Raw genomic sequence first — 26928 nt, 5'->3', positions numbered from 1 at the left:
GAACTACCCGGCCGTCGCAGCCGCCTCACGGTTGCGCATAATCCATTCGCTGAAGAGTTTGACCTTCGGCTGACTCGCGACGCACTCCGGATAGACGAAGTAATAGCGTGAGCCCGTTTCGAGCACGGTGTCGAACGGCATGACGAGCCGCCGGGCCGCCACGTCTTCGCTGACCAGCGTCCGGTCGCCGATCGCGACGCCGAACCCTTGCATGGCGGCGTTGGTCGCCAGATCGAGCGTTTCGAATGTCGGTCCGAGCGTCGCGTCGATCTCGCTCGCACCCGCGCAATCGAGCCAGAGCTTCCAGTCGCGGTGATCGCGCGTCGGATGCAGCAACGCATGATGCGCGAGATCAGCCGCGGCGGCGAGCGGACTTTCATTGAGCAGTTCGGGCGAGCACACGGGCGTGAGCTGCTCGTCGAAGAGCGGCACGGCGTGCACGTCCGCACCGGGCGACGAGCCGTAGATGATCGCCGCATCGAACGATTCGACCTCGAAATCGACATCGTGCTGCCAGGTCGTCGTGATCTGCAATTGCAGTTCGGGATGCTCGCTCTGGAATCGCATGATCCTCGGCAGCATCCATCGCATCACGCAGGTGGGCACTTTCAGCGCGAGATCGGTGCGCTGGCGCGTGAGACGCAGCGATACCTCTTCGATGCGCCCGAAGCTCTCTCTCACGACGGGCAACAGCACGTCGCCTTCCGCCGTCAAGGTCAGGCCCCTTGCGCCGCGGATGAAAAGGGGAAAGCCGAAGTATTCCTCCAGCGCGAGAATCTGTCTGCTGATCGCCCCCTGCGTGAGGCACAGATGTTCCGCCGCACGCGTGAAGCTGCGGTGACGCGCGACGGTCTCGAAGATCTGCAGTGCGTTGAGCGGAGGAAGTCGTCGCATCGGGGCGTGTCTCCGATCATGAAAATCACGTCAGCCGGAAATAGTGTAGCAAGCCGGGCGCGGTGCTAATGCAGTATCTTGCCCAGAAAATCCCTCGCCCGGTCGGACCGCGGATGCGCAAAGAACGCGTCCTTATTTTCGTCTTCCACGATGCGCCCGTGATCCATGAAGATCACCCGGTGCGCGACCTTTCTGGCGAAGCCCATTTCGTGCGTGACGCACATCATCGTCATGCCTTCCTGTGCCAGTTCGACCATCACGTCCAGCACCTCGTTGATCATCTCCGGGTCGAGCGCGGAAGTGGGTTCGTCGAACAGCATCGCGACCGGGTCCATCGACAGTGCGCGCGCAATCGCCACGCGCTGCTGCTGGCCGCCTGAAAGCTGCGCGGGATACTTGTCGGCGTGCGCGCGCAGGCCGACGCGCTGGAGCAGACGCAGCGCCTTGTCGGACGCTTCGTCTTTCGAGCGCCCCAGCACTTTCGTCTGCGCGAGCGTGAGGTTGTCCGTGATCGACATGTGCGGAAACAGCTCGAAATGCTGAAACACCATGCCCACTTTCGAGCGCAGTTTCGACAGGTTGGTGCGCCTGTCGTGGACGGACTCCCCGTTGACCGTGATGCTGCCGCTCTGGAACGGCTCGAGCCCGTTGACGGTCTTGATGAGCGTCGACTTGCCGGACCCGGACGGCCCGCAGACCACGACCACTTCGCCTTTGCCGACGGTGGTGGTGCAGTCGGCCAGAACCTGGAACTGGCCGTACCACTTCGACACGTTACCGATGGAAATCATGCGCAAACCTTTTTGAAAGTGCGTTAGCCATTGAGACGCGGCTTTTAGCGATGTCTGCCGACGCGATACCGGCGCTCGAGCGCGCGCGCATACCAGGTCAGCGGAAAGCACATCGCGAAGTAGAGCAACGCGACGAGGGCGTAGATCGGGAAGGGACGAAACACTGCGTTGGTGATCATGGTGCCGGTCTTGGTCAGCTCCGTGAGACCGATGATCGACGTGAGCGCGGTGCTCTTCACGACCTGCACGAGAAATCCCACGGTGGGCGGCACGGCGATCTTCCATGCCTGCGGCCAGACGACGTGACGCAACTGCTGCGTCCACGTCATGCCGAGGCTCGCCGCGGCGCTCCACTGGCCGCGCGGCACCGCCTCCACGCAGCCGCGCCAGATGTCGGCGAGACAGGCGCCCGTGTACAGCGTGAGCGTGACGGTCGCGGCAGCCCAGGGCGACACTTCAACGCCCAGCAGCGGCAAGCCGAAGAAGCCGAGGAAAAGCTGCATCAGAAGCGGCGTGCCCTGGAACACCTCGACATACAGCACCACCGTCCGGCGCAGCCACGGCAGCGGCGACACGCGCATGGCGAGCAGCGCCAGTCCCGTGAGGCCGCCTCCGACGAACGCGATCACCGAAAGCACAACCGTCCAGCGCGCGGCCAGCGTCAGGTTGCGGGCGATATCCCACAGCGTGAACTCGATCATCGTGAACGCTCCTTCGGAAGGCCGGGTTCGGCCGCGCCGATGCGCAGGGACAACAGGTTGCGCAGACCGCGCCGGGAAGCGGTCGCGGCCGCGCGACCGGCCCGTCCCGCGAACAGCCGCTTGCCGAGTCGGTTGATCAGCATGCGCAGCACGATCGACAGCAGCAGATAGATCGCGGTGACGATCAGGTAGCACTCGAACGAACGGAAGTTGCGCGACTGAATGAAGCTGGCGGCGTGCGTCAGGTCAGGCACCGAAATCTGCGATACGACCGCGGAGCCGAGCATCACGATCAGCACCTGCCCGAGCAGTGCCGGAAACACATTGGCGAGCGCCTGCGGCAACACGACGTGGCGGAACACGTGCGGTCCCCGCAGGCCGAGCGCCATCGCGGCCTGGAGCTGTCCGCGCGGTATCGAGTCGATGCCCGCCCGGACGATTTCCGTGGCGTACGCGCCGAGGTTCACCGTCATCGCCAGCACGGCGGCCTCGATTTCGCCGATATGCACGCCGAGGCTGGGCAGCCCGAAGAACACGAAGAAGAGCTGCACGAGAAACGGCGTGTTGCGAATCAGCTCGACATATGCGGTGATCGCCGCGCGGACCGGCTTCGGGCCCGTCACGGCGAGACACGCGCCGCCGATGCCGACCAGGCCGCCCAGCAGCGTCGATATGGCGGTCAGGCCGAGCGTCACCGCGACGCCATGCGCGAGCACATCGACATAGAGGCCGACGTCGCTGAAGTCGAACGTGTAGGTCATCGAGCGATCCTCCCGCGTGCGAGTGAACGGAGCGCTCCGCGCATCACAGGTCGGCCGGCAGCGGTGCGCGCAGCCACTTCTGCGAGATCGCGTTCATCGTGCCGTCCTTCTTCGCCGCGGCGATGGCTTCGTCGACCTTCTGCTTGAGGCGCGGCTCGTTCTTGTTCAGGCCCACGTGATCGGGCGAGCTGAAGAGCGAGAACTTCTGCTCGGGATCGTTCGACGGGTGACGGGCGATGATCGTCGCGCCCACGTCGTTGCCCACCACGAGCAGTTGCGCCTGCCCGGCCAGAAACGCGGAGATCGCGCCGTTCGGGTCGTCGAATCGCTTGATCGACGCGGACGGCGGCGCGACCTTGCTCACGCTCAGGTCTTCCAGCGTGCCGCGCGCGACGGCCACGCTCTTGCCGGCAAGGTCGCCCGCGTTCTTCACGGGCAGCGACTTCGGACCGAATACGGCCAGGTTGTACGGCGCGTAGGCCTGCGAGAAGTCGATCACCTTTTCGCGCTCGGGCGTCTTGCCGACCGAGAGCAGCATGTCGGCCTTATGGTCGACGAGATACGCCATGCGGTTGTCGCCGGTGACCTGAATCAGTTCGACCTTCGCGTTGAGGGTCTTGCCGATCAGGCTGGACACGTCGATGTCATAGCCCTGCGGCTTCATGTCCGGCCCGATCGAGCCGAACGGCGGATAGTCCTCGAAGACGCCGATCCGGACGACGCCGGACTTGTTGATCGAGTCGAGCGCGTCGGCGTGCGCCAGCGGCGCGAATGCGCCGAGGCCCGCGATGCCCGAGAAGGCGAGGAGGGCGGCGGTGCGGGCGAGGAAGCGCTGCGCGGAAGTCGTCGTGTGCATGAAGGTCTCTCCTGTGTCGATACGGTGGGCGGCGTGAATTCAGTGCGCGGTGCGTGCCGCGATGAGCTTGCAGGCGTGCGGCGGAAGTTCCGCGAAGACGGGCATGCCGATTCGCAGGTCCGGCGTCTCGCGCGGCGTCGTGGCGGCGGTGAGCGTGAAGCCCGCGCAATCGATGGTCGCTTCGAGCGACGCGCCGACATCCCGGATGAACGCCACCTTTCCGGCGAGCACGTTGGGCCCGGGATCGACGGCGCCGTTTACGGCTGTCCGCATGCAGACGTCTTCGGGACGAATCAGCAGGCGGACGTCGCCCGCCGCGCCGCGCGCGGGCGGTGCGGCATCGACGACGATCTGCTGGCCGCCCGGAAGCGCGATCCGGTCTCCGCCTTCGAGCGTGACGGGCAGGATGTTGCCGAGGCCGATGAAGTCGGCGACGAATTCGCTGACGGGATTGCGATAGATGTCGAGCGGCTTGCCGACCTGCGCGATGCGTCCTTTTTCCATGACGACGATCTCGTCGGCCATGGTCATGGCTTCGCGCTGGTCGTGCGTCACCATGATCGTCGTGATGCCGAGGCGCTGCTGCAGGAGACGGATCTCGACCTGCATCGCCTCGCGCAGCTTCGCGTCGAGCGCGGAGAGCGGCTCGTCGAGCAGCAAGAGCTTCGGCGACGACGCGATGGCGCGCGCAATCGCCACGCGCTGGCGCTGTCCGCCCGACAGCCGCGAGACCGGCCGGTCCGCCATGTGCGGCAACCGGATCAGATCGAGCAGCTCGGCGACGCGGCTGGCTTCCGCCGCCTTGCCGACCCGGCGAAGACGCAGCGGATAGGCGATGTTCTGCGCGACCGTCATGTGAGGAAAGAGCGCGAGCGACTGGAACACCATGCCGAAATCGCGTCGGTTCGCGGGCACGTCAGTCAGATCGCGGCCGGCGAAGGCGACCGTTCCGGACGACGCCGTTTCCAGCCCCGCGATGATGCGCAAGAGCGTCGTCTTCCCGCAGCCGGACGGCCCGAGAAAGCACACCAGCTTGCCGTCGGGCACGGCGAGATCGACATGATCGACGGCGTATGCGGCGTGGAAGCGCTTCGTTACCGCCTGAAGTGTCAGATGAGTCATGAGGGTTCCCTGGTTACAGCGCGACGCCTTCGTCGCCGACCAGCTTTTCGAGCAGCCAGATCAACGCAAAGTCGATGAGCACGATGACGACCGCGAACGAGAACACGGTCGGATCGAGCGAGGACACGGTGCGGCTGTACAGCCAGATGGGCAGCGTCATCGTGTCGATGCCGTACAGAAAGAACGTGACCGTGAACTCGTTGAACGAGACGATGAAGGCGAACAGCATGCCGGCGAGAATGCCGGGCCGCATGAGCGGCAGGACCACATCGACGATCGCGCGGCGCGGGCTCGCGCCCATCAGGCACGCGGCTTCCTCGAACTCCGGGCCGATCGCCGCGACCGAGGCGGCGCAGTTCTTCACCGTGAACGGCAAGGCGAGGATCACGTGCGCGATGATGAGCCGCAGAATGCCTAGCTCGACGGGCAGCACGTTGAACACGAGCAGCAGCGAGAGCCCGAGCATCACGAGCGGATAGACCAGCGGCAGCGCGACGAGCTGCTCGATAACCGCCTTGCCGCGGAAGCGATAGCGCGAGAGCGCGTAGGCGGCGGGCACCGAGACGGCGGTGGCGATGATCATCGTCGATACCGCGACGACGAGGCTCGTCGTGAGGGCCGTGCCCATCGAGAGCACATCGCTTGCGTCGGGCGATACGAACGTGTGCCACGCAGCCCGATACCAGCGCAGCCCGAAGCTCGGCGGCGGGAATTGGAGCGTATCCGAATTGCCGAACGACATCGTCACCATCGTGAGGATCGGAAGGGCGGCGAGAAAGAGCACGACGGTCGCGAGCAGGCTGGCGGCGCGGCTCAGGCGTCCCGGCATGATCGCGGAAAGGCGCAGGGCGCTCATGAACGGGCTTCCCCCGTGCTTTGCATGCCGCGTACGAGCCGTTGCGATACCGACATGACGACGAGCGTCGCCACCATCAGCACCACGCCGGATGCCGACGCGGCGGGCCAGTTCAGAAGCGGCGCCACCTGGTCGTGCACGAGCACGGCGAGCATGGGCACGCGGCGGCCGCCAAGCAGCAGCGGCACGGCGAACGCGCTCGCGTTGTAGGCGAAGACGAGCAGCGCGCCGGAAACGAGACCGGGCATCGCGAGCGGCAGGACGATGTGGCGCAGCGTCTGCGAGCGCGTCGCGCCGAGCGTAGCGGCCGCTTCCTCGTAAGAGCGCGAGATGGCGCGCATGGCGCTCGCGAGCGGCAGCACGGCGAGCGGGAACGCGGTCTGGATCAGGCCGAGCAGCACGCCGTTCTCGCGATAAAGCCACTGCACCGGACGCCGCACGACGCCGGCCGCGAGCAGCGCGTTATTCAGCATGCCCGCCGGCCCGAGCATCACGAGCCAGCCGTAACCCTGCAGCAGCAGATTGACGAGCAGCGGCAGCAGCACGCCGGCAAGAAGGAGCCGGCGAGCGAGCCGCGATTCGGTGCGCGCCATCGCGAGCGCCACCGGAATCGCCAGCGCCACCGCGCAGACCATGCTCTCAAACGCGAGCTTGAGCGTCAGCCCGAGCGAACGCAGGAAGTACGAATCGGCGAGGTCCGCGTAATTGTGAAGCGTGAGTGCGCGCCATTCGTTCCCCGGCACGCCGAAGCTCATGCGCAGCACCGCGAGCGACGCCGCGACGAGCACGGCGAGAAACGCGAGGATCGGCGCGAGCAGCACCCACGGCGGCACCCTGGGCAGCGCGGGAGCCGACGTCTGTCCGGAGGCGGCGTCTGCCAGCGTGGCCGTCCTGCGGCGGAAAGAGAGTGCGGACATGGAGCTCAGGCCGAGAAGATTTCCGTATAGCGCTTGATCCACGCCGGTTGCACCGCCGCCAATGCCTTGTCGTCGTGCAGCACGGCGTTCTCCGCGATTTGCTGGGGAGACGGCACGAACGCGCGGCTTTCGGCGGGAATCGCCGCCTTCGAGTTCACCGGACCGTTCAGCACGTCGGCGGCCATGCGGCCTTGCACGCCCGCGTCGAGCGAATGGTTGATGAACGCGTGGATCAGGTCGATGTCGCCCGGGTGCGCCTTCGGTATGACCGTGAACATCAGCTGGGTGGCGAAGCCTTCCTTCATCCCGTACGTGACGGCCATCTTGTACTCGGGCTTGCGCAATTGATCGGGGAAGAACGCCGGCGAGTAGATGCCGCCGATATCCAGCGAACCCGTGCGGAACAGGTCGGCGACCTGATTCGGATTCTCGCCGAGCGTGAGCACGCGGTCCTTGAGTTGCGCGAGCTTCGCGAAGCCCGGTTCGATGTTCTGCTGCGAGCCGCCCGCCATCTTGGCGGCGATGATCGCGAGATCGACCGCTTCGGCCCATTCCGGCGGCGGCAGGAAAATCCGCCCCGCATACTTGGGATCCCAAAGCGCTTCGTAGGTCGTGGGCGCCGTCTTGACCGACGACGTGCTGTAGACGAGACCGTCCGACCACAACAGATAGCCGATGCCGAAGCCGTTGGCGCCCGTTTGATACCGCGCGGCGACATCCTTCAGGTTGGGGAGTTTGTTCAGATCGGGCTTCATCAGCAGACCGGCATCCGCGAGACCCGAGGCGCCCACGCCCGCGAGCGTGATGACGTCGTAGGTCGGGCGGTCTCCGGCCGCTTTCACTTTCGCCACCATGCCGGAGGTGCCGTCGGCGCGATCGGCGATGACCTGCGCGCCGGTCTTCTGGCTGAACGTCGCGGCAATGTTGCGCAAGGCCGCCGCGCCGGTGTCGTCGGACCATGTGAGCAGGCGCAGCGTCTTGCCGGCGAAGCTCCTCTCCTGCGCCTTCGCGGTGCTGATGAACGGCATCGGCAGACTCGATGCGGCGAGCGCCATGCCGATGGTCTTGATGGCCTGCCTTCTGCCTCGTTTGATGTCATGCATGGTTCACTCCTCGCTGAACGTGCAGCAGTCGGTCAATGCGGTCGGTCGATCAACAGCGGCGTTGTGAGAGCACTCTAGGGACGCAAAATTTCGGCAACAATCGAAATCTCGGCATGGTTGCCATGAGCCGAACGCATGGCTCGGCCTTAACAAAAGCTTTCAGTCGGGATCGGTCGCGGTCAGCACCTGCTTGATTTCCTGGAAGGCCGCGAGTCCGAACGGCCCGAGTTCGCGGCCGATGCTGCTCTTCTTGAAGCCGCCCCAGGATGTCTGAGGAAAGATCAGTTGCGGCGCGTTGATCCAGACGACGCCCGCCTGCAACGCGGCCGCCACGCGCTGTCCGCGTGCCGCGTCGCGCGTGACGACGCTTGCGACGAGCCCGAACTCGGTGTCGTTGGCGGTGGCGATCGCTTCGTCTTCCGTGTCGAAGCTGCGCACGCACAATACGGGTCCGAAGATCTCTTCGCGCCACACGGCGCTGCCGGTGGGCACGTCGACGAACATCGTTGGCTGCACGAAGTATCCGGGTCCGTCGGGCGCCTCGCCCTGGACCACGAGGCTCGCGCCGTCCGCCTTGCCCCGCGCGATGAAGCGTTGCACGCGTTCGTGCTGCGCGCGGTTCGTGAGCGGCCCCATCTGCACGGCGGCGGCGAACGGATCGCCGACGACGGTGCGCGCGACCCGGTCGGCGAGGCGAGCGATCAGCGCCTGCGCGAGCGGCCGTTCGACCAGCACGCGCGACGTGGCCGAGCACATCTGTCCGGCATTGAAGAACGCACCGCCGATGACGAGATCGACGGCGAGATCGAGGTCGGCGTCCGCGAAAACGACGATGGACGACTTCCCGCCCAGTTCGAGGCTCACGCCCTTGATGGACTGCGCCGCCGCCTTCATGACCTGCTCGCCGACCGCCGTGCTGCCGGTGAACGAGACCTTGGCGATGAGCGGATGCGTGGTGAGCGCCGCGCCGACATCGGTGCCGGCGCCGGTCACGATGTTGAACACGCCGGGTGGCAGGCCGGCCTGCTCGACGATCGCGGCCAGCGCCAGTTCCGGCAGCGGGGTGAATTCGGAAGGCTTGAGCACGACCGTGCATCCCGCGGCGAGCGCGGGCGCGAGTTTCCAGGCCGTGGTCACCATCGGGAAATTCCACGGCACGATCAGGCCGACCACGCCGGCGGGTTCACGGCGGATCACCGCGCGATGCCGGTCGCTCGGGATGGCGATCGCTTCGCCCGGTTCATCCAGCCGTTCGGCCAGCCCGGCGTAGTAGTCGAAGGTGGCGACCACGTCGCCGACATCGATGCGGGATTCGGCGATCGGCTTGCCGTTGTTGAGCGACTGAAGCGCGGCGAGATGCTCGGCACTGGCTTCCACGCCGCGTGCGATCGCTCGCAGAAAGGCGGCGCGCGCGGCGCCCGAAGTCTGTTTCCAGGCGCGCCATGCGTGCGACGCGGCGCGCACCGCGCGATCGACGTCGGCGGGACCGGCCGCGTCCACTTCGGCGATCGTCTCTTCGGTCGATGGATTGATGACGGGCAAGCGTTGCCGCGTTTCGGGCGCGCACCAGCAGCCGTCGATGAAGAGCTGGGTGCGCAGCGGAAAGTCGAAGACGGGGCGTGCGTCCGCGTTCATGACGGCACCCGTGCAAACCAGTCGGCTTCGCGGACCTCGATCACGGTCGGGACGTCGCGCGATACTGCGCGCCGCAGCTCGGCTTCGAGGGTCCGCGGGTCGTCGACTCTTGCGGCCTCGCATCCGAAGGCTTTGGCGAGCGCGGCGAAGTCGGGCGTGTAGATATCGACGCCGACGGGCGTGATATCGCGTTGCGCCATGTATTTGCGGATCTCGCCGTAGCCGAAGTTGTTCCACAGCAGCACGATCACGGGCACGCGCGCCTCCACCGCGCTCGCCAGTTCCGGCAGCGTGAACTGCAGACCGCCATCGCCGATCAGGCAGACGACCGGCCGCCTGGGCGCGGCGAGCTTCGCGCCGATGGCGGCGGGCAGTCCATACCCGAGCGTGCCGTAGCCGGTCGACGAGTTGAACCATGAGCGCGGCGCCGGTGCATCGTGGAGAAAGTTGCCCGCGTAGACCGGGCTCGTCGAATCGCCTGCAATGACGACGCCGGGCAAGGTGCCGACGATCGTGTCGATCAGGCGCTGCTGCGAGCGCATCGCGGCGTCGCAGCCGGCCAGGTTGGCGGCCCGCACCGCGGCGACGCGCGCCGCGCCCCAGTCCGTCGCGGCCGGGCGAACGGGACGCTCGTGCAGTCTCGTCGACAGCTCGCTCAACGCCTCGCGCGCGTCACTGACGATGGCCACATCCGGACGAACGTTGCGCATCAGTTGTTGCGCATCGATATCGATGCGGATGAGCTTGCCTGCGATCGCAAAGCCGCCGTCGAAGACGACGTCGTAATCGGTTTCGCCCAGTTCGGTTCCGACCGCGAGCACTACGTCGGCTTCGCGGATCATCGCGCGGGTGTGCGGCAGCGACTGCGTGGACCCGATGAGAAGCGGCTGTCCGGACGGCAGCAGACCTTTCGCATTGGTCGTGAGCGCGACCGGCGCCTGCAGCCGCTCGGCGAGTTCGCGCAGTTCGGCGGCAGCGTCGGCCGCGCCGCCGCCAGCGAGAATCAGCGGGCGGCGCGCCTCCGCGAGCAGTTCCGCGGCGGCGGCGAGCGCGGCGGGGTGTGCAGCGGGTTTCGCCGCACGCACGGCGCACGACGCCTCGATGACGCCCGCCGGCGACACGATGACGTCGAGCGGGATCTCGATATGCACCGGCCGCGGCCGGGCGCTCTCGAACACCGCGAACGCGCGGGCCAGCACCTGAGGCAGATCGGCGGCATCGAGCAAGGTGTGCGAAAACGCGGCGAGCCCGTTGAATACTTCGCGCTGCGAGGGCAGTTCGTGCAGGCGTCCGTCGCCGCTGCCGAGTTCGCTGCGCGCATTGACGCTCGATATCACGAGCATCGGGATGGAATCGGCATGGGCCTGTGCCATCGCGGTCGCGATATTGGTCATGCCCGGACCGGTGATGATGAAGCACACGCCGGGCTTGCCGGTGACGCGCGCATATCCGTCGGCCATGAAGCCCGCGCCCTGTTCGTGACGGGGCGTCACGTGCCGGATCGACGAGCGCGCAAGACCGCGATAGAGCTCTACTGTGTGCACCCCCGGGATGCCGAAGACATACTGGACCCCGTAAATCTCGAGCAAGGTGACGAGCGATTCGCCACAGGTTCGATGGCGCGAGCCGGCCTGGCCGTTTGCCGTTCTCACGTTGCGATCGTCGAAGTGCCTGGTGGATTCACGAAGGTTCATCGGTCGTTGCATTCCTGATTGGTTGGACTGCGGAGGCGGCTGGGGTGCAATCATTCTCGACGCGGCTCCGTCGCGAAGCCAATCGAAAAGATCTCATGAGGCGCATCAGATTTCGGCATGGGTCAGGCAGGCCGCGCGTGGATGGATGGCAGCCCCGCGGCGGGCTCGTGCTCCGTGCTTCGGAAGCGCATCGCGGATCTTCAGCTCGGGACACGCGGCTGCGTGAAATGCGACGCTCGCGCTGGTCGGCGGACCGATCCGCATCGGCCTGACAGATGAAGAGGTGGAACAGCGCGGCTCGCCGGGTCCGGATAGTCCCTCGACTGCAATAGTTATTCGGGAAAGCGCGCATAGCATCCGGCAAACGCTTCGTTTGCTCGCAATGGGGGCGAACGTACCATCATTCGTTCAACCCGCTCCCGGTCATTCCCGCCCGCCTGCCCATGAACGTTCCCCGCTATCCTTCCGCCGCGCTACGGCTCGATGCCGGCGCGCCCCCCGAACGGGACGACAAGCGCACAAACGATACGCGCGCGCTAGTCGACCTGCCCACACGCGAAGCGGCGCAGGCACGCGCGCGCACGTTGAGCGCGCTGCGCTCGCGGGGTTTGCGCATCGGCGTTCCGCTCGCGTTGATCGTGTTGTGGCAGCTCGCATCCTCGCTGCAACTCGTCGCGCCCGAAACCTTGCCGCCGCCGACCGTCATCGTCGCGGCACTGAAGGAACTGATCGCGGACGGCGAACTGCAAAGCGCGATCGGCGTGTCGCTCGTGCGCGCGGCGACGGGCTTGGCCATCGGCGGCGGCATCGGTCTTTTGGCGGGCCTGTTTGCGGGCCTGTGGCGCGTCGGCGAAGAGATCGTCGATGCGCCACTGCAGATGCTGCGCACCATTCCGTTCATTGCCCTGATTCCGCTCTTCATCACCTGGTTCGGCATCGGTGAAGGCGCGAAGGTCGCCGTGATCCTCGCGGCCACCATCTTTCCGATGTATCTCAACACGTATGCCGGCGTGCGCGGCGTCGATCCGAAGCTGCTCGAAGCGGCGCGCGTTTTCGGGCTGTCGAGCCGGCAGATGGCGCTGCGCATCATTCTGCCGACGGCGCTGCCATCGATCCTCGTCGGCGTGCGCTATTCGAGCGCCGTCGCCTTGCTCGCGCTCGTCGTCGCGGAGCAGATCAACGCGCAGAACGGCATCGGCTACATCCTCGTGAACGCGAACCAGAATCAGCGCGCGGACATTATCATCGCGGGCATTCTGGTGTATGCGGCGCTCGGTATCGTCACCGATCTCGTGATGCGCGCGCTCGAACATCTCGCCCTGCCGTGGAGGCCGCGTTTTGAACTCGCCTGACATCGAACGCTTCGACGCGTTGCAACAGCGCGAAGCCGCGCTCGAACTCGACCGCGTGAGCCGCGTGTTCGCCGGGCGCGCGGTGCTGAAGGACGTCTCGCTCACCATCAGGCGCGGCCAGTTCGTGTCGATGCTCGGCGCATCGGGCGCGGGCAAGACGACGCTGTTGCGCATCCTCGCCGGGCTCGATCGCGCCGACAGCGGTCGCGTGCGCGTCGCGGGCGCGCGTTCCGTCGTGTTTCAGGAGCCGCGTCTCGTGCCCGCCAAGCGCGTATGGGAAAACGTCGTCATCGGCCACGACCGCCTGGGCGCGGCGAAGCAGTCCGCGCTCGCCGCGCTCGACAAAGTCGGCTTGTCGCGCCACGCGCAAGGCTGGCCGAAGACGCTTTCCGGCGGCGAGGCGCAACGCGTCGCGCTCGCGCGTGCGCTCGTGCGCGAGCCGAAGCTCTTGTTGCTCGACGAACCCTTCGCCGCGCTCGATGCGTTGACGCGCATCCGCATGTACGAACTCGTCGCGCGTCTGTGGCGCGCGCATACGCCTGCGGTCGTGCTCGTGACGCACGACATCGACGAAGCGATTCTGCTGTCCGATCGCATCGTCGTGCTATCGCAAGGCGAGATCAGCGCGGATGTGACGGTCGATTCTCCGCGTCCGCGTTCGCGCGGCGACGAGCACGCCATCGCGTTGCGGGCGCGGTTGCTCGCGGAACTCGGCGTCGACGACGCTGCATTGCAAGCCGCGTCCCGAAACGCGGCATGAAGACTTCATTCACTCAGACCACACGTTCATGCGCATCAGGAAACGCTTCATCGCTTTTTTCGTGACGAGTTTCGTCGCGGGGTCGTCGGCATCGTTCGCGCAAGGCGAACCGCTGACGCTCACGATCGGCACGCAGGACGCCGCATGGCCATTGATCGTCGAAGCGTCGCACGTGCTCGACGGCGCGCCGTACAAAGTCAAATGGGCCGTGCTGACCGGTCCGGCGGCGCAATTGTCCGCGCTGTATTCGAAGGTGCTCGATGTCGGGCTGATGGGCGATACGTCGCTCATCATCGAACAGGGCAACGCACGCACGCCGTGGACCGCGGACACCGCGCCCTTGCAGATCATCGCGGGCTGGCGCAATCCGGATAGCAGCTATCCGCCTATCGTCACGGTCGTGCGCAAGAGCGCCGACGTCAAGGACCTCGCCGATCTCAAGGGCAAAACGTGGGGCTATAACTTCGGCGGCTTCAACTATCTGCAATACGTGCTCTCGTATGTGAAGGCCGGACTCAAGCCGAAGGACTTCGAAGCCGTCAAGTTCGGCGACGGCAACGTGTCCGCGTCCGCGTTCAATGCGGGGCAGGTCGCGGTCTATTCGGGCGGCTACGGCCCGGTCAAGGAAACGGTGGACAAGGGCGATGCGCGCGTCATCATCAGGAGCGACGAACTCGACATACCGGCGTTGTCCGTGTTCACCGCCCGCACCGACGTGCTGCGCGATCCGAAGAAGAGCGAGGCGCTCGGCGACTTCCTCGGCCGCCTGAAGAACTCGTGGACGTGGTGGGCGCAGAACGTGCCGGCTGTCGAGAAGATCTATCTCGAGAAGATGAAGCAAAGCCCGGCGCGCGCGAAATTCTCCGCCGAAAACGGACGTTCCCGGTTCTATCCGCTCGACAAGGAACTGGTGGCGCGCGAGCAGAAGATCGCGGACACGCTCTATAAATCCGGCGACATCAAGAATCAGATCAAGGTGGACGTAGAGTTCAACCCGGTGTTCGACAGGCAGGCCGTCGCATCGCACTGAAGCTTCGCGGAAACGGCGTGCCTTTCGTGCTGAAGGCACGCCGTTTGACTTACACGTCGAGCTTCGTATAAGGATTCGCGTAAGTGAACGGATCGCAAAGTAGATCGTTCAACGCATACTGCCCGACCGCGTGATATTTCCACCGCACGCTGTCGTGCAGCGTGTGCGTGCGCGCATTGCGCCAATGCCGGTCGAGATTGTGTTCGGAGCGCGTCGATTGCGTCCCCGCGAGTTCGAACAGCTTGTTCGATGCATCGAGCGCGAATCGCGTCGTGACGATCTTCGCTTCCGCCGTCGCGACGATGGCAGCGGCGACGGCCTCGCGCGGCGGGTTTGGGTCGCGCGCCCGGTCGATCGACTCGGCGGCGCGTGCGGTCAGCGCCTCGGCCGCATGCAAATCGACCGTCAGTGCGCCGATGTCGCGCAGCGTGTACGGGTCGTCCGTCGCATGCGATGCGCCGCTGCCGCGCGCGGGATGCGCGAACGCGTGCAGGAAGCGCTTCGTCTCATCGAGCGCGGCCCGGCCGATACCGAGATCGATCGCCGCATGGAGCACCTGCGACACGGCATTGGCCGCATCGATATACGGACGGCGCCCGCGCGCGACGATCTGCAGCGCATCGAGTTCGACCTCGTCGAGCCGCACCTGACCGCTCGCCGTCGTGCGCTGACCGAATCCCGACCAGTCGTCGATGACTTCGACGCCGCGCGCATGCCGTGCGACGAAAGCGGTCACGGGAAGACCGTCGTCATCGCGCGCGGCGACAGGAATCCAGTGGGCGAAAAGCGCGCCCGTCGAATACACCTTGCGGCCCGTCAGCACGAAGCCGTTGCCATTCGCGCGGCGGCGCACGCGCGTCTCGTGCTCCGAGGGCAGACGGTCGCCCGGTTCGGCGGTCGCATTGCCAAAGCGTTCTCCGGCGAGCGCGCGTGAAAAGAAGAAGTCCTGCTGACTCGGCGTGCCGTCGTGTCGCAGACGTTCGAGCGTCGCGAAGTGATTCTGCGGAATTTGCCCGAGCGACGAATCCGCCGCCGAGATCGTATCGAACACCTGCGCGATGGTGCGCACGGAGACATCGATGCCGCCGAATGCGCGCGGCACGCCGATGCCCCATAAGCCGCTCGCGCTGAACACTTCGATCTCGTCGAGCGGCAGCCGGCGATCGCGATCGCGCGCGGCGGCGTCGACGGCGAATTCGGCGGCCAGACGCCGCGCGGTGTCGAGGGCTTCGTCGTCCGAGCGGATGAGCGCCGCGCGCGTGAGTTGCTTGTCCTGTGTCATGCGGTTCCTGTCCTCTCGATGTTCATGCGGCATGCGCCGACGATGCATACTGGCTGGCCGGTCGCGGCAGGCCGAGATGATCGCGCAGCGTCGTGCCTTCGTAGTCGCGGCGAAAAATGCCTTTGCGCTGCAGGATCGGCACGACGTGATCGACGAAGGCCGCGAGGCCCGAAGGAAACACGTCGGCGTTGAGATTGAAGCCGTCCGCGCCGCGTGCCTGGAACCATTGCTCGATATCGTCGGCGATCTGCTCGGGCGTGCCGACGATCATCCGGTGGGCGCCGGGGTTGCGGTCGAGCAGATCGCGCACCGTGAGGTTCCCGCTCTTCGCGAGCGCGACCGTCGAGTCGATGAAACCGCGCGGCAGGTCCGAACGCGCGACCTTGCCGATAAGCTCGTAGGGCAAGGGCGCATCGATCGACAGATCGTCGGGCGCGAGGCCGAGTGCGCCCGCAAGCCGCGCGATTTCGCGATCGGTATCGAGCAGCGCGTCGAGTTCGGCCTTGCGTTCGCGCGCCTCGCGCTCGGTTCCGCCGATGACCGGATACAGCCCCGGCAGCAGCAGGAAATGATCGGGATTGCGGCCATGCGCGCGCACGCGGTCTTTCATCTCCGCGTAGAAAGCCTGCGCCGTCGGCAGCGTCGTCTGCGCGGTAAAGACGGCGTCGGCGAAGCGTGCGGCAAGCGCGCGTCCGCCTTCGGAGGAGCCGGCCTGCACGAGCACGGGCCGCCCTTGCGGGCTGCGCGGCACGGACAGCGGCCCGCGCACGGAGAAGTACTTGCCGCGATGCTCGATCGTATGCACGCGCGCGGGATCGGTATAGCGGCCCGACGGGCGGTCGGCGACGAAGGCATCGTCTTCCCAGCTGTCCCAGAGCTTCGTCACGACCTCGACGAACTCCTGTGCGCGCGCATACCGCTCTTCGGTCGAGAGCGGAATCTCGTGGCTGAAGTTCGCGGCGGCGTGCGTGTCGTAAGTCGTCACCGCATTGAACGCGATGCGTCCGCCGCTCAGATGATCGACCGATGCGAAGCGGCGCGCGAGATTGAACGGATCGTTGAACGTGGTCGATGCCGTCGCGATCAGGCCGACATGTTGCGTCGCGCCCGCGAGCGCGGTCAGCAGCACGGTCGGTTCCAGCGCCTGCGACGGGCCTTCGGCGTGATTGCGCAGCGACAGGGTATCGGAGAGAAACACCGCATCGAGCTTGCCGCGCTCGGCCGTCGCCGCGATCGCCTTGAAGAAGCTCAGATCGATGATCGAACGTGGATTGTCGAGCGTGCGCCAGCCCGCCGGATGCCGCCCGGTGCCGGTCACGTTCGTGTTCAGATGGAGTTGCCGTGGCCGCGTGGTGGTCATGTCGTCGTGTGCGGAGAGTTGGATCCGGCGAAGTCGCGACGCAGGCCCGCTTCGACGAGCAAAGGCAGCACCGCTTCACCGAAATAGGCGAGATCGGGTTCGAAGTCGAAAAAGGTCAGTTGCACGCCGTCGCATCCGGCGCGTTTCAGCGCGAGCAGCTTGTCGACGATCTGCTCGGGCGAACCGATCAGATGCAGATTGCCGCCGAGGATGCGCTGCTCGCGCTTGTGCTTCGACCACGCTTTCGCGTCGCTGCGGCTGCCTTGCGCGACGAAGCCGTCGAGCGCCCCTTCATCGGCGTGCGCGACGATGGCGTCGCGATACGCATACGCCTCGCGCTCGGTCGGACGGCATACGATCGTCGGGTTAATGAGCGTGCGTACGCGCCGTTCGACGCTCGCCGCGCCTTCGCGAATTTTTGCGGTGTGCGCGGGCAAGGCGCCGATGGCGTCGTCGAAATCCGCGCCCGCCGGACTCGTGATGAAGACGAGGTCCGAATGGCGCACCGCATAGTCGATGCCGGCATCGGAGCCGGTCGCGTTGACGAGCACCGGACGGCGATAGCGCGGGCGCGGGCTCACGAAGGCATCGTCGAGCTGCCAGCGCGGCGTGCGGATCGTCAGGTTCGCGTCGCTGCGCCAGAGCGTGTCGAGCACGCCGACGAATTCCGCCGCGCGCGCATAGCGCTCGTCGTGCTCGATCATCGGCTGGCCGAACATCGCCCATTCGGTGGAGACGTGACCGGTCACGAGATTGATGCCCCAGCGCCCGTTCGAAATGTGATCGAGCGTCGCGCCGAACTTCGCGAGATGCAGCGGATGCCACGGCCCGTAGAGCGCATGAACCGTCGAGATCAGCAGGATGCGCTCGGTGATCGCGGCGAGCGCGCTCGTCGCGATGAATGCATCGAGCGACTGCTCGCGATACTTCATCTCGCCGCCGTGACCGTTCTTGCCGAGCCATTGCGCGAGCCCGAAGACGAGATCGAAGCCGAGCGCTTCCGCCTGCTTCGTCAGACGCGCGTTGTAGTCGAAGCGCCAGTCGGTGCCGCGCGGCAGCGTCGAAATGGACCAGCCGCCGTTCTGGATCGGCAGGAAGAGGCCGAGGATCAGCGGTTGCTGGAACGCCGCGTGCAGCGGACTGCCTTCGATGTCCGCCGGGCTCGATGCGCCGTCGAACGTGGGGCTCATTCCGCGCGCCCCGCGACGTCGGCGAGCCGTTCGCGGCTGCGGCGCGCGGTGGGCGTTTCGAAGTCGAGCACGTCGATGGACGCGATCGCATCGCGGTCCACCTGTTCGACGAGTTGCAGCTCCCAGGCGAGATACGCGTTCATCTGCGCGGCGACCTGATCCGCCTTTGCGTGATACGGGCTGTACCACGCGTCGTCGTCGCCGGTCAGGTTGCCCGCGTCGCCGGCGTCCTGGGGCAGTCCGAGCGCGAGCCAGCGGCGCGTGCCGCCGATGAGCGCGGATACGCCGCCGCGCGTCTGCGCGATTTCCGCCGCGACAAGTCCCGCGAGCACGCCGTCTTCTGACGTGAGCACGATCGGCGTGTCGCGCGGCAAGTCGCTCAGATGCGCGAGAACGGCGCTCGCCGCGACGAAGCGCGCTCCCTTCACATGGGCGCGGCGGAACGCGAGGCTGCTGTCGATATCGATGGTCTGCACGGCGCCCGCTTCGATCTCGCGCACCAACGCATCGGCTTCTATCCAGCGCGTGCGCGCGCCGTGCGGACGCACGCGCACGGCCTGCGAACCGGCTTCCAGGTGCTCGGCGACGAGCGATGCGCTCCCCGCATCGTCGAGCACGCGGACATCGAGATAGCCGAGTTGCTTGAGCCACGACGCCGTCATGCGCGCGCGCACCCCGTCGTCGTCGCGCAGCACGACGCGCGCATGCAGCGTGCCGACGTATTCGTCGGTTGCCTGCACGAGCTGTCCGCCGGGCGCGTTTTGCCAGCCTGCCGGATGACCCGCTTCGTATTCGAGCGGATCGCGCACGTCGAAGCGATACAGCGTGCGTTCCCCGCTTTCGCGTTCGAGCGCGGCGAGCGTGTCGCGGTCGATGACCGGCACACGGGCGCGGCGCGCGGCGGCGGCGGCGAGCTCGCGCGCTGTCGCGAGCGCCTCGCCTTCGGGGCGCGGCGCGGTGCGGATCTTGCCGTGTTCGAGTTCGAAGCCTTCGAGCAGCCACGACATGGAGCCGCCCGTGAGCGCGGCGACCGGGTTCGGCACGCCCGCGTTGATGAGCGACTGCGCGCCGAGGATGCTGCGCGTGCGGCCCGCGCAGTTCACGACGATCAGCGTATCCGGCGACGGCACGGCAGCGAGCGCGCGATAGACGAGTTCCGCGCCCGCGCAATCGATGCCGCCGGGAATGCTCATCGTGTTGAATTCGCCGAACGGACGCGAGTCGAGCACGACGAGATCGTCGCCGGCATCCTGGCGGGCCTTCAACGTCGAGGCGTCGATGTTGGGCGTATGCAGCTTGTGCTCGATGACTTCGCCGAATGCCTTGCCCGGCACATTGGTGCCCGAAAAAACTTCGAAGCCCGCCTGCGCCCAGCCTTCGACGCCGCCTTCGAGGATCGCGACGTCGGTATAACCCCAGCGTTCGAGCAAGGCGGCTGCGCGCGGCGTGTACTCGCCGTGGGTATCGACGAGAACGATGGGTGTGCCGCGGCGCGGCACGAGGCGATCGATCAGCAGTCCGAGCCGGCCCACCGGCGCAACCGACGAATAGAACAGACGCTTTCGCGCGGAGACGCCTTCCTCGCGCACGTCGAGCACGGCGAGTTCCGAGCGTTGAGCGATGAGCGTGCGCAACTGCGAGGCGGATACGGAACGGGACATGAGAGAGAAGTCCTTGAAAGTAGGAAGCGGAATCGAGAAATCAGGCGTACGGCGGGCCGCCGCCATCCACATAGAGACGCGTCCCGGTGACGAAGCGGGCATCGTCGGAGAGCAGATACGTGACCGCCGCCGCGACGTCGTCGGGCGTGCCGGGGCCGTCGAGCGCGGTGAGACGCGTGGGTTCGGCGTCGGCCTGGGCGGTCGTCATCGACGCGAAGCGCGGCGATTCGATCGGACCGGGCGCGACCGCGTTGACGCGCACGCCATGCGGCCCGTACTTGCGTCCGAGACCTTGCACGAGCAGGTCCAGCGCGGCGTTGACGCTCGAACCGGGGAAATGATTATCGATGTTGCGCGAGGACGCGACCACATGCGCGCCTGCGCAAGCGAGTCTTCGCACGACGGCCGCGCCGAGCGCGCCGAATGCGCCTGTGACCCAGAAAACCCGGTCATTGAACTGATCGTGACTGGACATGGACGGATGCACATGGGATGGAAGCTCTCCATGTTGATTCCTCGTGTCGTCAGGACGAACGGATCATTTCGCGAAAGCTCTGCACAATGGGCGTAATGGGCTTGCCAGCGACCGGTCAATTTGCTTAGCTGATTAACTTGGTTGGCGCGACGCGGCCTCTCTCCTAGTGTGTATCGCTCCGAAATGCCGGCCGCGAGAAAGCGCGCGCACCATGAACAGACATCTGCATTTCAACGCGTTCCACATGAACGCGCCCGCGCATTCGTGGGCCGGATTCTGGCGGCATCCGCGCGACCGTTCTCTCGAACACAACACGCTCGCCTACTGGATCGAACTTGCGCAGACTGCCGAACGCGGCCTGTTCGACGGCGTTTTTCTGGCCGATGTCTTCGGCATCTACGACGTCTACGGCGGCGGCGTCGACGCGACGCTGTTCTCCGCCGCGCAATCGCCTTCGCACGATCCGCTGCTGACGGTGCCCGCGATGGCGCATGCGACGAAGCACCTGGGCTTCGGCGTGACCGCCAATTTGACGTACGAGCATCCATACCAGTTCGCGCGGCGTTTCTCGACGCTGGATCATCTGACGGGCGGGCGCGCTGGCTGGAACGTCGTCACCGGATATCTGGAGAGCGCGGCGCGGGGCATGGGACTGGAGAAGGCGCGCGAGCACGACGAGCGCTATGCGGCGGGGGAGGACTTCCTCGAAGCCGTCTACAAGTTATGGGAAGGAAGCTGGACGGAGGGCGCGGTCGTGCATGACAGGCGCGCGGGCAAGCCTTACACGGACCCGTCGAAGATCCGCCGCGTGTTGCACGAAGGGCCGTACTTTCGCGTCGATGGCTTCAATCTCGTGGAGCCGTCGCCGCAACGCACGCCGGTGTTGTATCAAGCCGGCGCATCGGGACGCGGCAAGGCGTTCGCCGGCAAGCATGCCGAATGCGTGTTCCTCGAAGGCCAGACGCCTGCCATCGTCGCGGCGGCGGCGCGTGACATCCGCAAGCATGCGGTCGATGCCAGCCGCGCGCCTGACGACGTGCTGCTTTATCTCGGCGCGACCGTCGTGGTGGCGCGCACGTCCAGGGAAGCTCGGGCACTCCACGCCGAATACGCGGAATATGTCGACACGCTCGGCCAGCTCGTGCTCGTGTCGGGATGGACCGGCATCGACTTCGCGGCGATGGATCTCGACGAACCGATCCGCTATGTCAAAAGCAATGCGCTGCAATCGACCGTCGAAAACCTGACGAAGCGCGCCGGGCGGCCGATCACGCCGCGCGACATGACGCGCTTCGATCAGATCGGCGGGCGCGGGCCGTTCATTGTCGGCGATGCCGCAGAAGTGGCGGATCAACTCGTCGCGTGGGCCGATGAAACCGGCGTCGATGGCTTCAATCTGCGTCGCACGGTCATGCCGGAGAGCCTGCATGCGTTCGTCGATCTGGTCGTGCCGGAGTTGCAGAACCGTGGCCGATACCGCACGGCGTATGCGGACGGCACCCTGCGCGAGAAGCTGTTCGCGGGACGCGGGCCGCATCTGCGTGACACGCATCCCGGCGCGCGTTATCGCGCGGGCTGAGAAGCGTCGCCCGCGATGCGGTGCCGATTTCATAGGCAGCATGGGCCGAGTACCGAACTCCGCACTGCGTTTTCGGGAGGAGCGCAGGACTTGATCTACCATCTTCGACAGATCCGCCATTAAGCGTCGGCAGACGCCTGCCTGTCAACGCAATTCGCCTGTCGGGCGATGGTGTTCTATTCGCGATCCGCGCGCGAAGCGACATCGCCAAGCAGGGAAAAAAGTCTCCGCACGTCCAAGGGCTTGACAAAGTGATGATCGAACCCGGCGGCGATCGCCTTCTCTTTGTCCTGTTGCAAGCCGTATCCAGTTACTGCGATGAGAACTTTGCGCGCGGTCTCCGGGCGGCACCTGAGTTTGGACGCCAACTGATATCCGTCCATGTCGGGCAAGCCGATGTCGAGAAGGCATACGTCGGGATTCCACTGTTCGACTTCCTTCAGGGCTCCATTGCCGTTTGCCGCGACACGTACTTCATTTCCCAAGGTTTGCATCAGCATGGCAAGCGTCTCCGACGCGTCCGGGTTATCGTCAACGATCAACACCCGCAATTGGGATAACACAGGCAGCTCAAGAGAATTGTCCGTCTTGTCATTTCGTTGCACATTCGAGGTTTCAGCCTGCTTCAGGCATACAACAAACGTGCTGCCTTCGCCGGGACCTGCGCTGTACGCGGTGACGGTACCTCCATGGAGTTGGACCAGACTCTTGACGAGTGCGAGTCCTATCCCCAGTCCACCTTGAGAGCGATCGGAACTGCGTTCGCCTTGCGCGAACAAGTCGAAGGCGCGCGCGGCAATTTCCGGCGTCATCCCGATGCCGTTGTCAGCTACGACGGCTTTGACACAGTCGTCGTTCAAGCTCACGGTGAAGTCGATAACGCCTGCTTCCGGCGTGTACTTGGCTGCATTATTGAGCAGATTGACGAAGACTTGGGTCAGCCGCTTCTCGTCTGCCCGTACCAGCGCCGCCGTCGACGACGTACGCAGCGAAAGACGATGCCTTTTCCTCTCGATGATCGGTCTGACCTGCTCGATTGCGTCAGCCGCAACCCGATTTGCGTCGAGCACCTCGACGTTGAGGTTGATCAGTCCCTGCGTTACCCGTGACACATCGAGAAGGTCATCGATGAGTCCCGTCATGTGTTTTACTTGTCGCGAGATGATTTCGCACGACTTGCTGACCCGTCGCGCATCGTTAGGTGCGACCCTCATCAGTTCTGCCGCGCTTGCGATAGGCGAGAGCGGATTGCGGAGTTCATGTGACAACATGGCGAGGAATTCGTCCTTCCGTCTATCGGCGAGACGCAACTCCTCTTCGGCGTTGACGCGATCGGTGATGTCCAACTGTGCGACAACGGCGCCGACGATGGCGCCATGATCGTCCCTGATGGGGGCCCCCGTGCTCAGTAATGTCCGTCGATTGGGCGGGTCATCGAAGCTTTCGATGGAGACGATATCCCTGGCGGCGGCTTCACCGTTTAAAACGCGCGCCGTAGTCCACTCATGGGCGGTGAGTGGATGGCCGTGTCTGTCTGAATGATCGGCCCAGCGTCCTTTCCACATCTCGAAGTCTTCGATGTTTTGTGGGCGCGGATGATTCTCGCCCCAAAACTGAGCAAACGATCGATTCACTCGTTCGATCGCACCGCCTCTGTCGCTGACGACAATGCCGATCGGCGCGGCTTCCAATACTGCGTCCAGGCGGCGGGTAGCGTCCAGTGCTTCGCGCGCGGCGCTTCTTGCGTTCCGCTCGCTGGAGACCAGACGTTGCTCATCTTCTCGCTGCTCGGTAATGTCAGAAAAGAGGACTCCCACCTGATGAGGCGTTGCAGCGTCAGGGCGGAATGCATAGATGTCGAACCAGCGTCCTAGCTGCGACGCCTCCCTCTGTGCGTGAATCGGGCCATTCTTGGCGACCGCGCCATAGATATCGAAGAAGTGGCGGTCGTGGCCGGGAATCACTTTGGAAACGTTCTTTCCCACGACGTCCACCAACCCCGTGTGCGCCTGGAATGCGGGATTCACCATGACGAACTTGTAGTCCATTGGCTCCGCGCCCTCATCGAACGATAGCTCGATGACGCAGAACGCCTGGTTGATCGCATCAAAGAGGCTTCGGAATCTCTGTTCGCTTGCGGCGAGCGCTTGCCGGGTCAAATGCGCATTCGTGACATCGGTCGTGGTATGGGAGACGCAGAGCAGCGTGCCCTCTGAATTGAAAATCGGCGTGTTGACAGCACTCCAAAAGCGTTCCTCGTAACGTGTCTTCCCGTCGTCGGTGGTCACCCAGAGCGGGAATCGCTGTAGCGGCAATGTCTGAGGTTCACCCGTCTCGATTGCACGAGCAATCGATTGGCGCAGCGCTTCGACTCCTGTGTCTTCCGGATCAGCTTCATTGTGGGGGAACACATCGAAAAGGCTCCGTCCGACCATCTCTTCTCTGCGAAGCGTCGAGGCCTTGAGGAACGCATCGTTGACCGCAAGGATGATTGCGTCCCGTGTGGGGGAGAGCAAGTAGCTCCCGACGGGCGCCGTGTTGAAAATTTCTGCGAAGATCTCAGGGGAGGCCATGGGGACGGAGGCGCGGCAGGAGACGCCTTGAATTCTCCGGAGGATGGAGAAGGCAGTCGCGCAACATCCGTGCCGCCATGCTTCAGGGTAAGCGATCAGACGACGGCGCTGGCGTGCGCTCACGCCGACACACAGCGCGGTGCGGGGTGCCGCGAAAATATTACCGACACGCGGCCGCTGAAGCGCGCCGACGCATGGAGTCCGACTCAAGCGGCCGGGTGCGGATGCCGATAAGAAAAGAACCCTCGAATTCATTAGAACATGCCGTACAGATGTCGATCTTCACCCAGCCGCCAAGTCTTTGTTCCGCTGATGCACCGCTGCACTTTGTCGCCGGACTGTTCATGGCCGCGTTCGTCGGCGCGTGCGTGACGCCCGCGTGTGCGGCTACCGCTCCGTCGCTCGCGCGCGCATCGCTCCAACTGGAGAACGAAGACCTGGCTTCGATGCCGCTCGAGTCGCTGATGAGCATGACCGTGAGTGGTGCGACGCGGGTCGCACAGTCCGCGGCGAGCGCGCCTGCCGCCGTCATCGTACTGACCGCCCGTGACATACGCGACTACGGCTGGCGCACGCTGGCCGATGCGCTTGCAACGCTGCCCGGACTGTATATCACCTCCGATCGCATGTACTCGTATCTCGGCGCGCGCGGTTTCCAGCGCCCGGGTGATTACAACAGCCGCTTCCTGCTGCTCGTCGACGGAATGCGTTTGAACGACGGAGTCTATGATCAGGCGCCCGTCGGCTCCGACTTTCCGATCGACATGGATCTCGTCGAGCGTATCGAATACATACCCGGCCCCGGCTCGGCCGTGTATGGTTCCAATGCGTTGCTTGGCACCATCAACGTAATCACAAAGAAGGGCAGCGAGATCGGTGGCGTTCAACTCGCCGGCGCTGTCGGCAGCTTCGGTGAGAAACAAGCTCGAGCGACGTATGGTTGGCATGGCGCGCACGGCGCGGACCTCGTGCTGTCCGCGACGGCCTACGAGCGCCACGGCCAAGACCTCTTTTTTCCCGAGTTCGATACGCCGGACAACAACAACGGCGTAGCAAACGGACTCGATGGCGAGCGCAACCAGAAGTTGTTCGCGAAGTTCGGCATCGGCGGCTTGCGCATCAGCGCGGGCTACGGCAACCGCACGAAGGACGTTCCGGGCGCGCCTTACGACGCTGTCTTCAACGCACCCTTCAGCGTAACGGACACGCATTCCTTCGTGGATGCCACGTACACGCATCATTTGCGCAACGACATTGCGATCGACTATGAGCTTTATTCGGGGCGTTACGACTACACGAGCCGTCAGCTCGTCTCCCCCGCGCCGGGCATCAGCAACGTCGATGGCGATCATGCCGTGTGGTACGGCGGCGATGTGCATGCGACCATGCGCACGGTGCCGCGCAATCGCATCGTGGCCGGCGTCGATTACACGATAAACACGGCACGCGACCAGTGGAACTACAACGTTGGGCCGTATGAGCGCCTGCTCGACGACCATCGCGTCAGTCAGCGCGTCGGCGTGTATGTCGATGACGAAATCAAACTCGCCGAGCCGCTGACGCTCGACATCGGCGGCCGCTTCGATAGCGAGACGCGCATCGGCGGCAATTTCAGTCCCCGTATCGCGTTGATCTGGCGGCCGACCGCAAGCGATACGTTCAAGCTCGTCTACGGCACCGCATATCGCGCGCCGAATGCCTACGAGATGTATTACGCAATTCCCGGCGAAGGCGGGCAGCTTGCGAATCCCTGGTTGAAGTCGGAACGTATCGGCACGCAGGAGTTCGTCTACGAGCGTGCATTGGGCGGCACGGGACGCGTGACCCTCTCGTTGTTCCGTTACTCGCTTCGGGACCTCATCACCGAGTCCATCGACCCGGATTCGGGTCTCTATGTGTTTCGCAACGTCGATCGCGCGCAGGCACGCGGCGCGGAACTCTCATGGCAGCAGCAGTTTGCCTCGGGCGTGCGCGCGCGGGCCAGTTACGCCTATCAGTTCTCGCGCGATTCCGTGTCGGGCGGCGCGCTTCAAAACTCGCCGCGCCACATGGCCAAGGTCAACGTGAGCGTCCCGCTGTTTGCCATGTCGGCGCGCGCAGGTTCCGAAGCGCAGTGTCTGTCGTCCCGGCTCGCACAAGCGGGTTCGGCGGGGGGCTACTGCGTCGTCAACGTGTCGCTCCACAGCCGGAAACTTATTGCGTCGGCAGATGTGTCGCTGTCGGTTTATAACGTCTTCGACCGCCGATATGCGGATCCGGCCGGCCCCGGCTTCGCTCAGAACGTCATCGTGCAGCAGAGCCGCACGCTGCTGGCGAAAATGGTCTACGGGTTCTGA

At 65.2% G+C, this 26928-nt stretch carries 22 protein-coding genes; 5 read left to right on the top strand and 17 right to left on the bottom strand.

Annotated features, from left to right (window positions below; all coding sequences use genetic code 11):
- Positions 1 to 3: 3 nt before the first annotated feature.
- The 11 genes from NCS02_RS34795 to NCS02_RS34745 form a co-directional block, all read right to left on the bottom strand.
- Positions 4 to 894 (bottom strand): LysR substrate-binding domain-containing protein, encoded by an 891-nt coding sequence (locus tag NCS02_RS34795; protein ID WP_175982457.1) that lies wholly within the window; start codon positions 892 to 894, stop codon positions 4 to 6.
- Between the two features lie 65 nt (positions 895 to 959).
- Positions 960 to 1685: an amino acid ABC transporter ATP-binding protein gene (locus NCS02_RS34790; protein ID WP_008345440.1), complete on the bottom strand. Its 726-nt coding sequence runs from the start codon at positions 1683 to 1685 to the stop codon at positions 960 to 962.
- A gap of 44 nt (positions 1686 to 1729) precedes the next feature.
- On the bottom strand, positions 1730 to 2386 hold the full coding sequence (locus tag NCS02_RS34785; RefSeq protein WP_250437726.1) for an amino acid ABC transporter permease: 657 nt from the start codon (positions 2384 to 2386) through the stop codon (positions 1730 to 1732).
- Positions 2383 to 3147 (bottom strand): amino acid ABC transporter permease, encoded by a 765-nt coding sequence (locus NCS02_RS34780; RefSeq protein ID WP_250437725.1) that lies wholly within the window; start codon positions 3145 to 3147, stop codon positions 2383 to 2385. Before NCS02_RS34780 ends, NCS02_RS34785 begins: the two co-directional genes overlap by 4 nt.
- A gap of 43 nt (positions 3148 to 3190) precedes the next feature.
- Positions 3191 to 4003, bottom strand: coding sequence for a transporter substrate-binding domain-containing protein (locus tag NCS02_RS34775; RefSeq protein ID WP_008345445.1), 813 nt, complete (start codon positions 4001 to 4003; stop codon positions 3191 to 3193).
- A 39-nt stretch (positions 4004 to 4042) separates the two neighbouring features.
- Positions 4043 to 5125, bottom strand: coding sequence for an ABC transporter ATP-binding protein (locus NCS02_RS34770; protein WP_250520440.1), 1083 nt, complete (start codon positions 5123 to 5125; stop codon positions 4043 to 4045).
- 13 nt (positions 5126 to 5138) lie between these two features.
- Positions 5139 to 5981, bottom strand: coding sequence for an ABC transporter permease (locus tag NCS02_RS34765; protein WP_008345448.1), 843 nt, complete (start codon positions 5979 to 5981; stop codon positions 5139 to 5141).
- Positions 5978 to 6898 (bottom strand): ABC transporter permease, encoded by a 921-nt coding sequence (locus NCS02_RS34760; protein WP_250520439.1) that lies wholly within the window; start codon positions 6896 to 6898, stop codon positions 5978 to 5980. The genes NCS02_RS34765 and NCS02_RS34760 overlap by 4 nt, the downstream gene beginning before the upstream one ends.
- 5 nt (positions 6899 to 6903) lie before the next feature.
- Positions 6904 to 8001, bottom strand: coding sequence for an ABC transporter substrate-binding protein (locus NCS02_RS34755; protein ID WP_008345450.1), 1098 nt, complete (start codon positions 7999 to 8001; stop codon positions 6904 to 6906).
- A 159-nt stretch (positions 8002 to 8160) separates the two neighbouring features.
- Entirely contained in the window at positions 8161 to 9636 is a 1476-nt protein-coding gene (locus NCS02_RS34750; protein WP_250520438.1) for an aldehyde dehydrogenase family protein, read from the bottom strand.
- Positions 9633 to 11330: a 5-guanidino-2-oxopentanoate decarboxylase gene (locus NCS02_RS34745; protein ID WP_250520437.1), complete on the bottom strand. Its 1698-nt coding sequence runs from the start codon at positions 11328 to 11330 to the stop codon at positions 9633 to 9635. The genes NCS02_RS34750 and NCS02_RS34745 overlap by 4 nt, the downstream gene beginning before the upstream one ends.
- Positions 11331 to 11773: 443 nt before the next feature.
- Here NCS02_RS34745 and NCS02_RS34740 point away from each other — a divergent pair, with 443 nt between their 5' ends.
- The 3 genes from NCS02_RS34740 to NCS02_RS34730 are packed head-to-tail and all read left to right on the top strand — an operon-like array spanning position 11774 to position 14472.
- Complete coding sequence (locus tag NCS02_RS34740; protein ID WP_008345455.1) at positions 11774 to 12682, top strand: ABC transporter permease; 909 nt, start codon at positions 11774 to 11776, stop codon at positions 12680 to 12682.
- Entirely contained in the window at positions 12669 to 13442 is a 774-nt protein-coding gene (locus NCS02_RS34735; RefSeq protein WP_250520436.1) for an ABC transporter ATP-binding protein, read from the top strand. Before NCS02_RS34740 ends, NCS02_RS34735 begins: the two co-directional genes overlap by 14 nt.
- Before the next feature lie 28 nt (positions 13443 to 13470).
- Positions 13471 to 14472, top strand: a complete 1002-nt coding sequence (locus NCS02_RS34730; protein ID WP_008345457.1) for an ABC transporter substrate-binding protein — start codon at positions 13471 to 13473, stop codon at positions 14470 to 14472.
- 49 nt (positions 14473 to 14521) lie between these two features.
- Here the strand turns inward: NCS02_RS34730 and NCS02_RS34725 are convergent, their stop codons facing one another.
- Genes NCS02_RS34725 through NCS02_RS34705 form a run of 5 tightly spaced genes read right to left on the bottom strand, consistent with a single transcriptional unit; the run spans position 14522 to position 20440 of the window.
- Positions 14522 to 15754 carry an SfnB family sulfur acquisition oxidoreductase gene (locus tag NCS02_RS34725; RefSeq protein ID WP_250442099.1) on the bottom strand — a complete coding sequence of 411 codons (1233 nt, stop codon included), beginning with the start codon at positions 15752 to 15754 and terminating at the stop codon, positions 14522 to 14524.
- Positions 15755 to 15776: 22 nt separating this feature from the next.
- Positions 15777 to 17114: an LLM class flavin-dependent oxidoreductase gene (locus NCS02_RS34720; RefSeq protein ID WP_250504339.1), complete on the bottom strand. Its 1338-nt coding sequence runs from the start codon at positions 17112 to 17114 to the stop codon at positions 15777 to 15779.
- A complete protein-coding gene (locus tag NCS02_RS34715) occupies positions 17111 to 18304 on the bottom strand; it encodes an LLM class flavin-dependent oxidoreductase (RefSeq protein ID WP_250520435.1) in 1194 nt (397 codons plus the stop codon). The genes NCS02_RS34720 and NCS02_RS34715 overlap by 4 nt, the downstream gene beginning before the upstream one ends.
- Positions 18301 to 19965: a rhodanese-like domain-containing protein gene (locus NCS02_RS34710; RefSeq protein WP_250520434.1), complete on the bottom strand. Its 1665-nt coding sequence runs from the start codon at positions 19963 to 19965 to the stop codon at positions 18301 to 18303. The genes NCS02_RS34715 and NCS02_RS34710 overlap by 4 nt, the downstream gene beginning before the upstream one ends.
- Positions 19966 to 20005: 40 nt before the next feature.
- Positions 20006 to 20440: an SDR family NAD(P)-dependent oxidoreductase gene (locus tag NCS02_RS34705; protein ID WP_250520433.1), complete on the bottom strand. Its 435-nt coding sequence runs from the start codon at positions 20438 to 20440 to the stop codon at positions 20006 to 20008.
- Between the two features lie 211 nt (positions 20441 to 20651).
- Between NCS02_RS34705 and NCS02_RS34700 the strand changes: the two genes are divergently transcribed.
- The gene (locus tag NCS02_RS34700; protein ID WP_250520432.1) at positions 20652 to 22019 is read left to right on the top strand and encodes an LLM class flavin-dependent oxidoreductase; all 1368 of its coding nucleotides are present in this window, start codon (positions 20652 to 20654) and stop codon (positions 22017 to 22019) included.
- Between the two features lie 176 nt (positions 22020 to 22195).
- Here NCS02_RS34700 and NCS02_RS34695 read toward each other — a convergent pair whose 3' ends face one another.
- The gene (locus tag NCS02_RS34695) at positions 22196 to 24592 is read right to left on the bottom strand and encodes a hybrid sensor histidine kinase/response regulator (RefSeq protein ID WP_250523649.1); all 2397 of its coding nucleotides are present in this window, start codon (positions 24590 to 24592) and stop codon (positions 22196 to 22198) included.
- 344 nt (positions 24593 to 24936) lie between these two features.
- Between NCS02_RS34695 and NCS02_RS34690 the strand changes: the two genes are divergently transcribed.
- Positions 24937 to 26928, top strand: a complete 1992-nt coding sequence (locus NCS02_RS34690) for a TonB-dependent receptor plug domain-containing protein (RefSeq protein ID WP_250523648.1) — start codon at positions 24937 to 24939, stop codon at positions 26926 to 26928.

This window comes from Caballeronia sp. NCF2, from assembly GCF_023631205.1.
Taxonomy (GTDB): domain Bacteria; phylum Pseudomonadota; class Gammaproteobacteria; order Burkholderiales; family Burkholderiaceae; genus Caballeronia; species Caballeronia zhejiangensis.
This window is presented reverse-complemented; position numbering and strand designations above follow the sequence as displayed.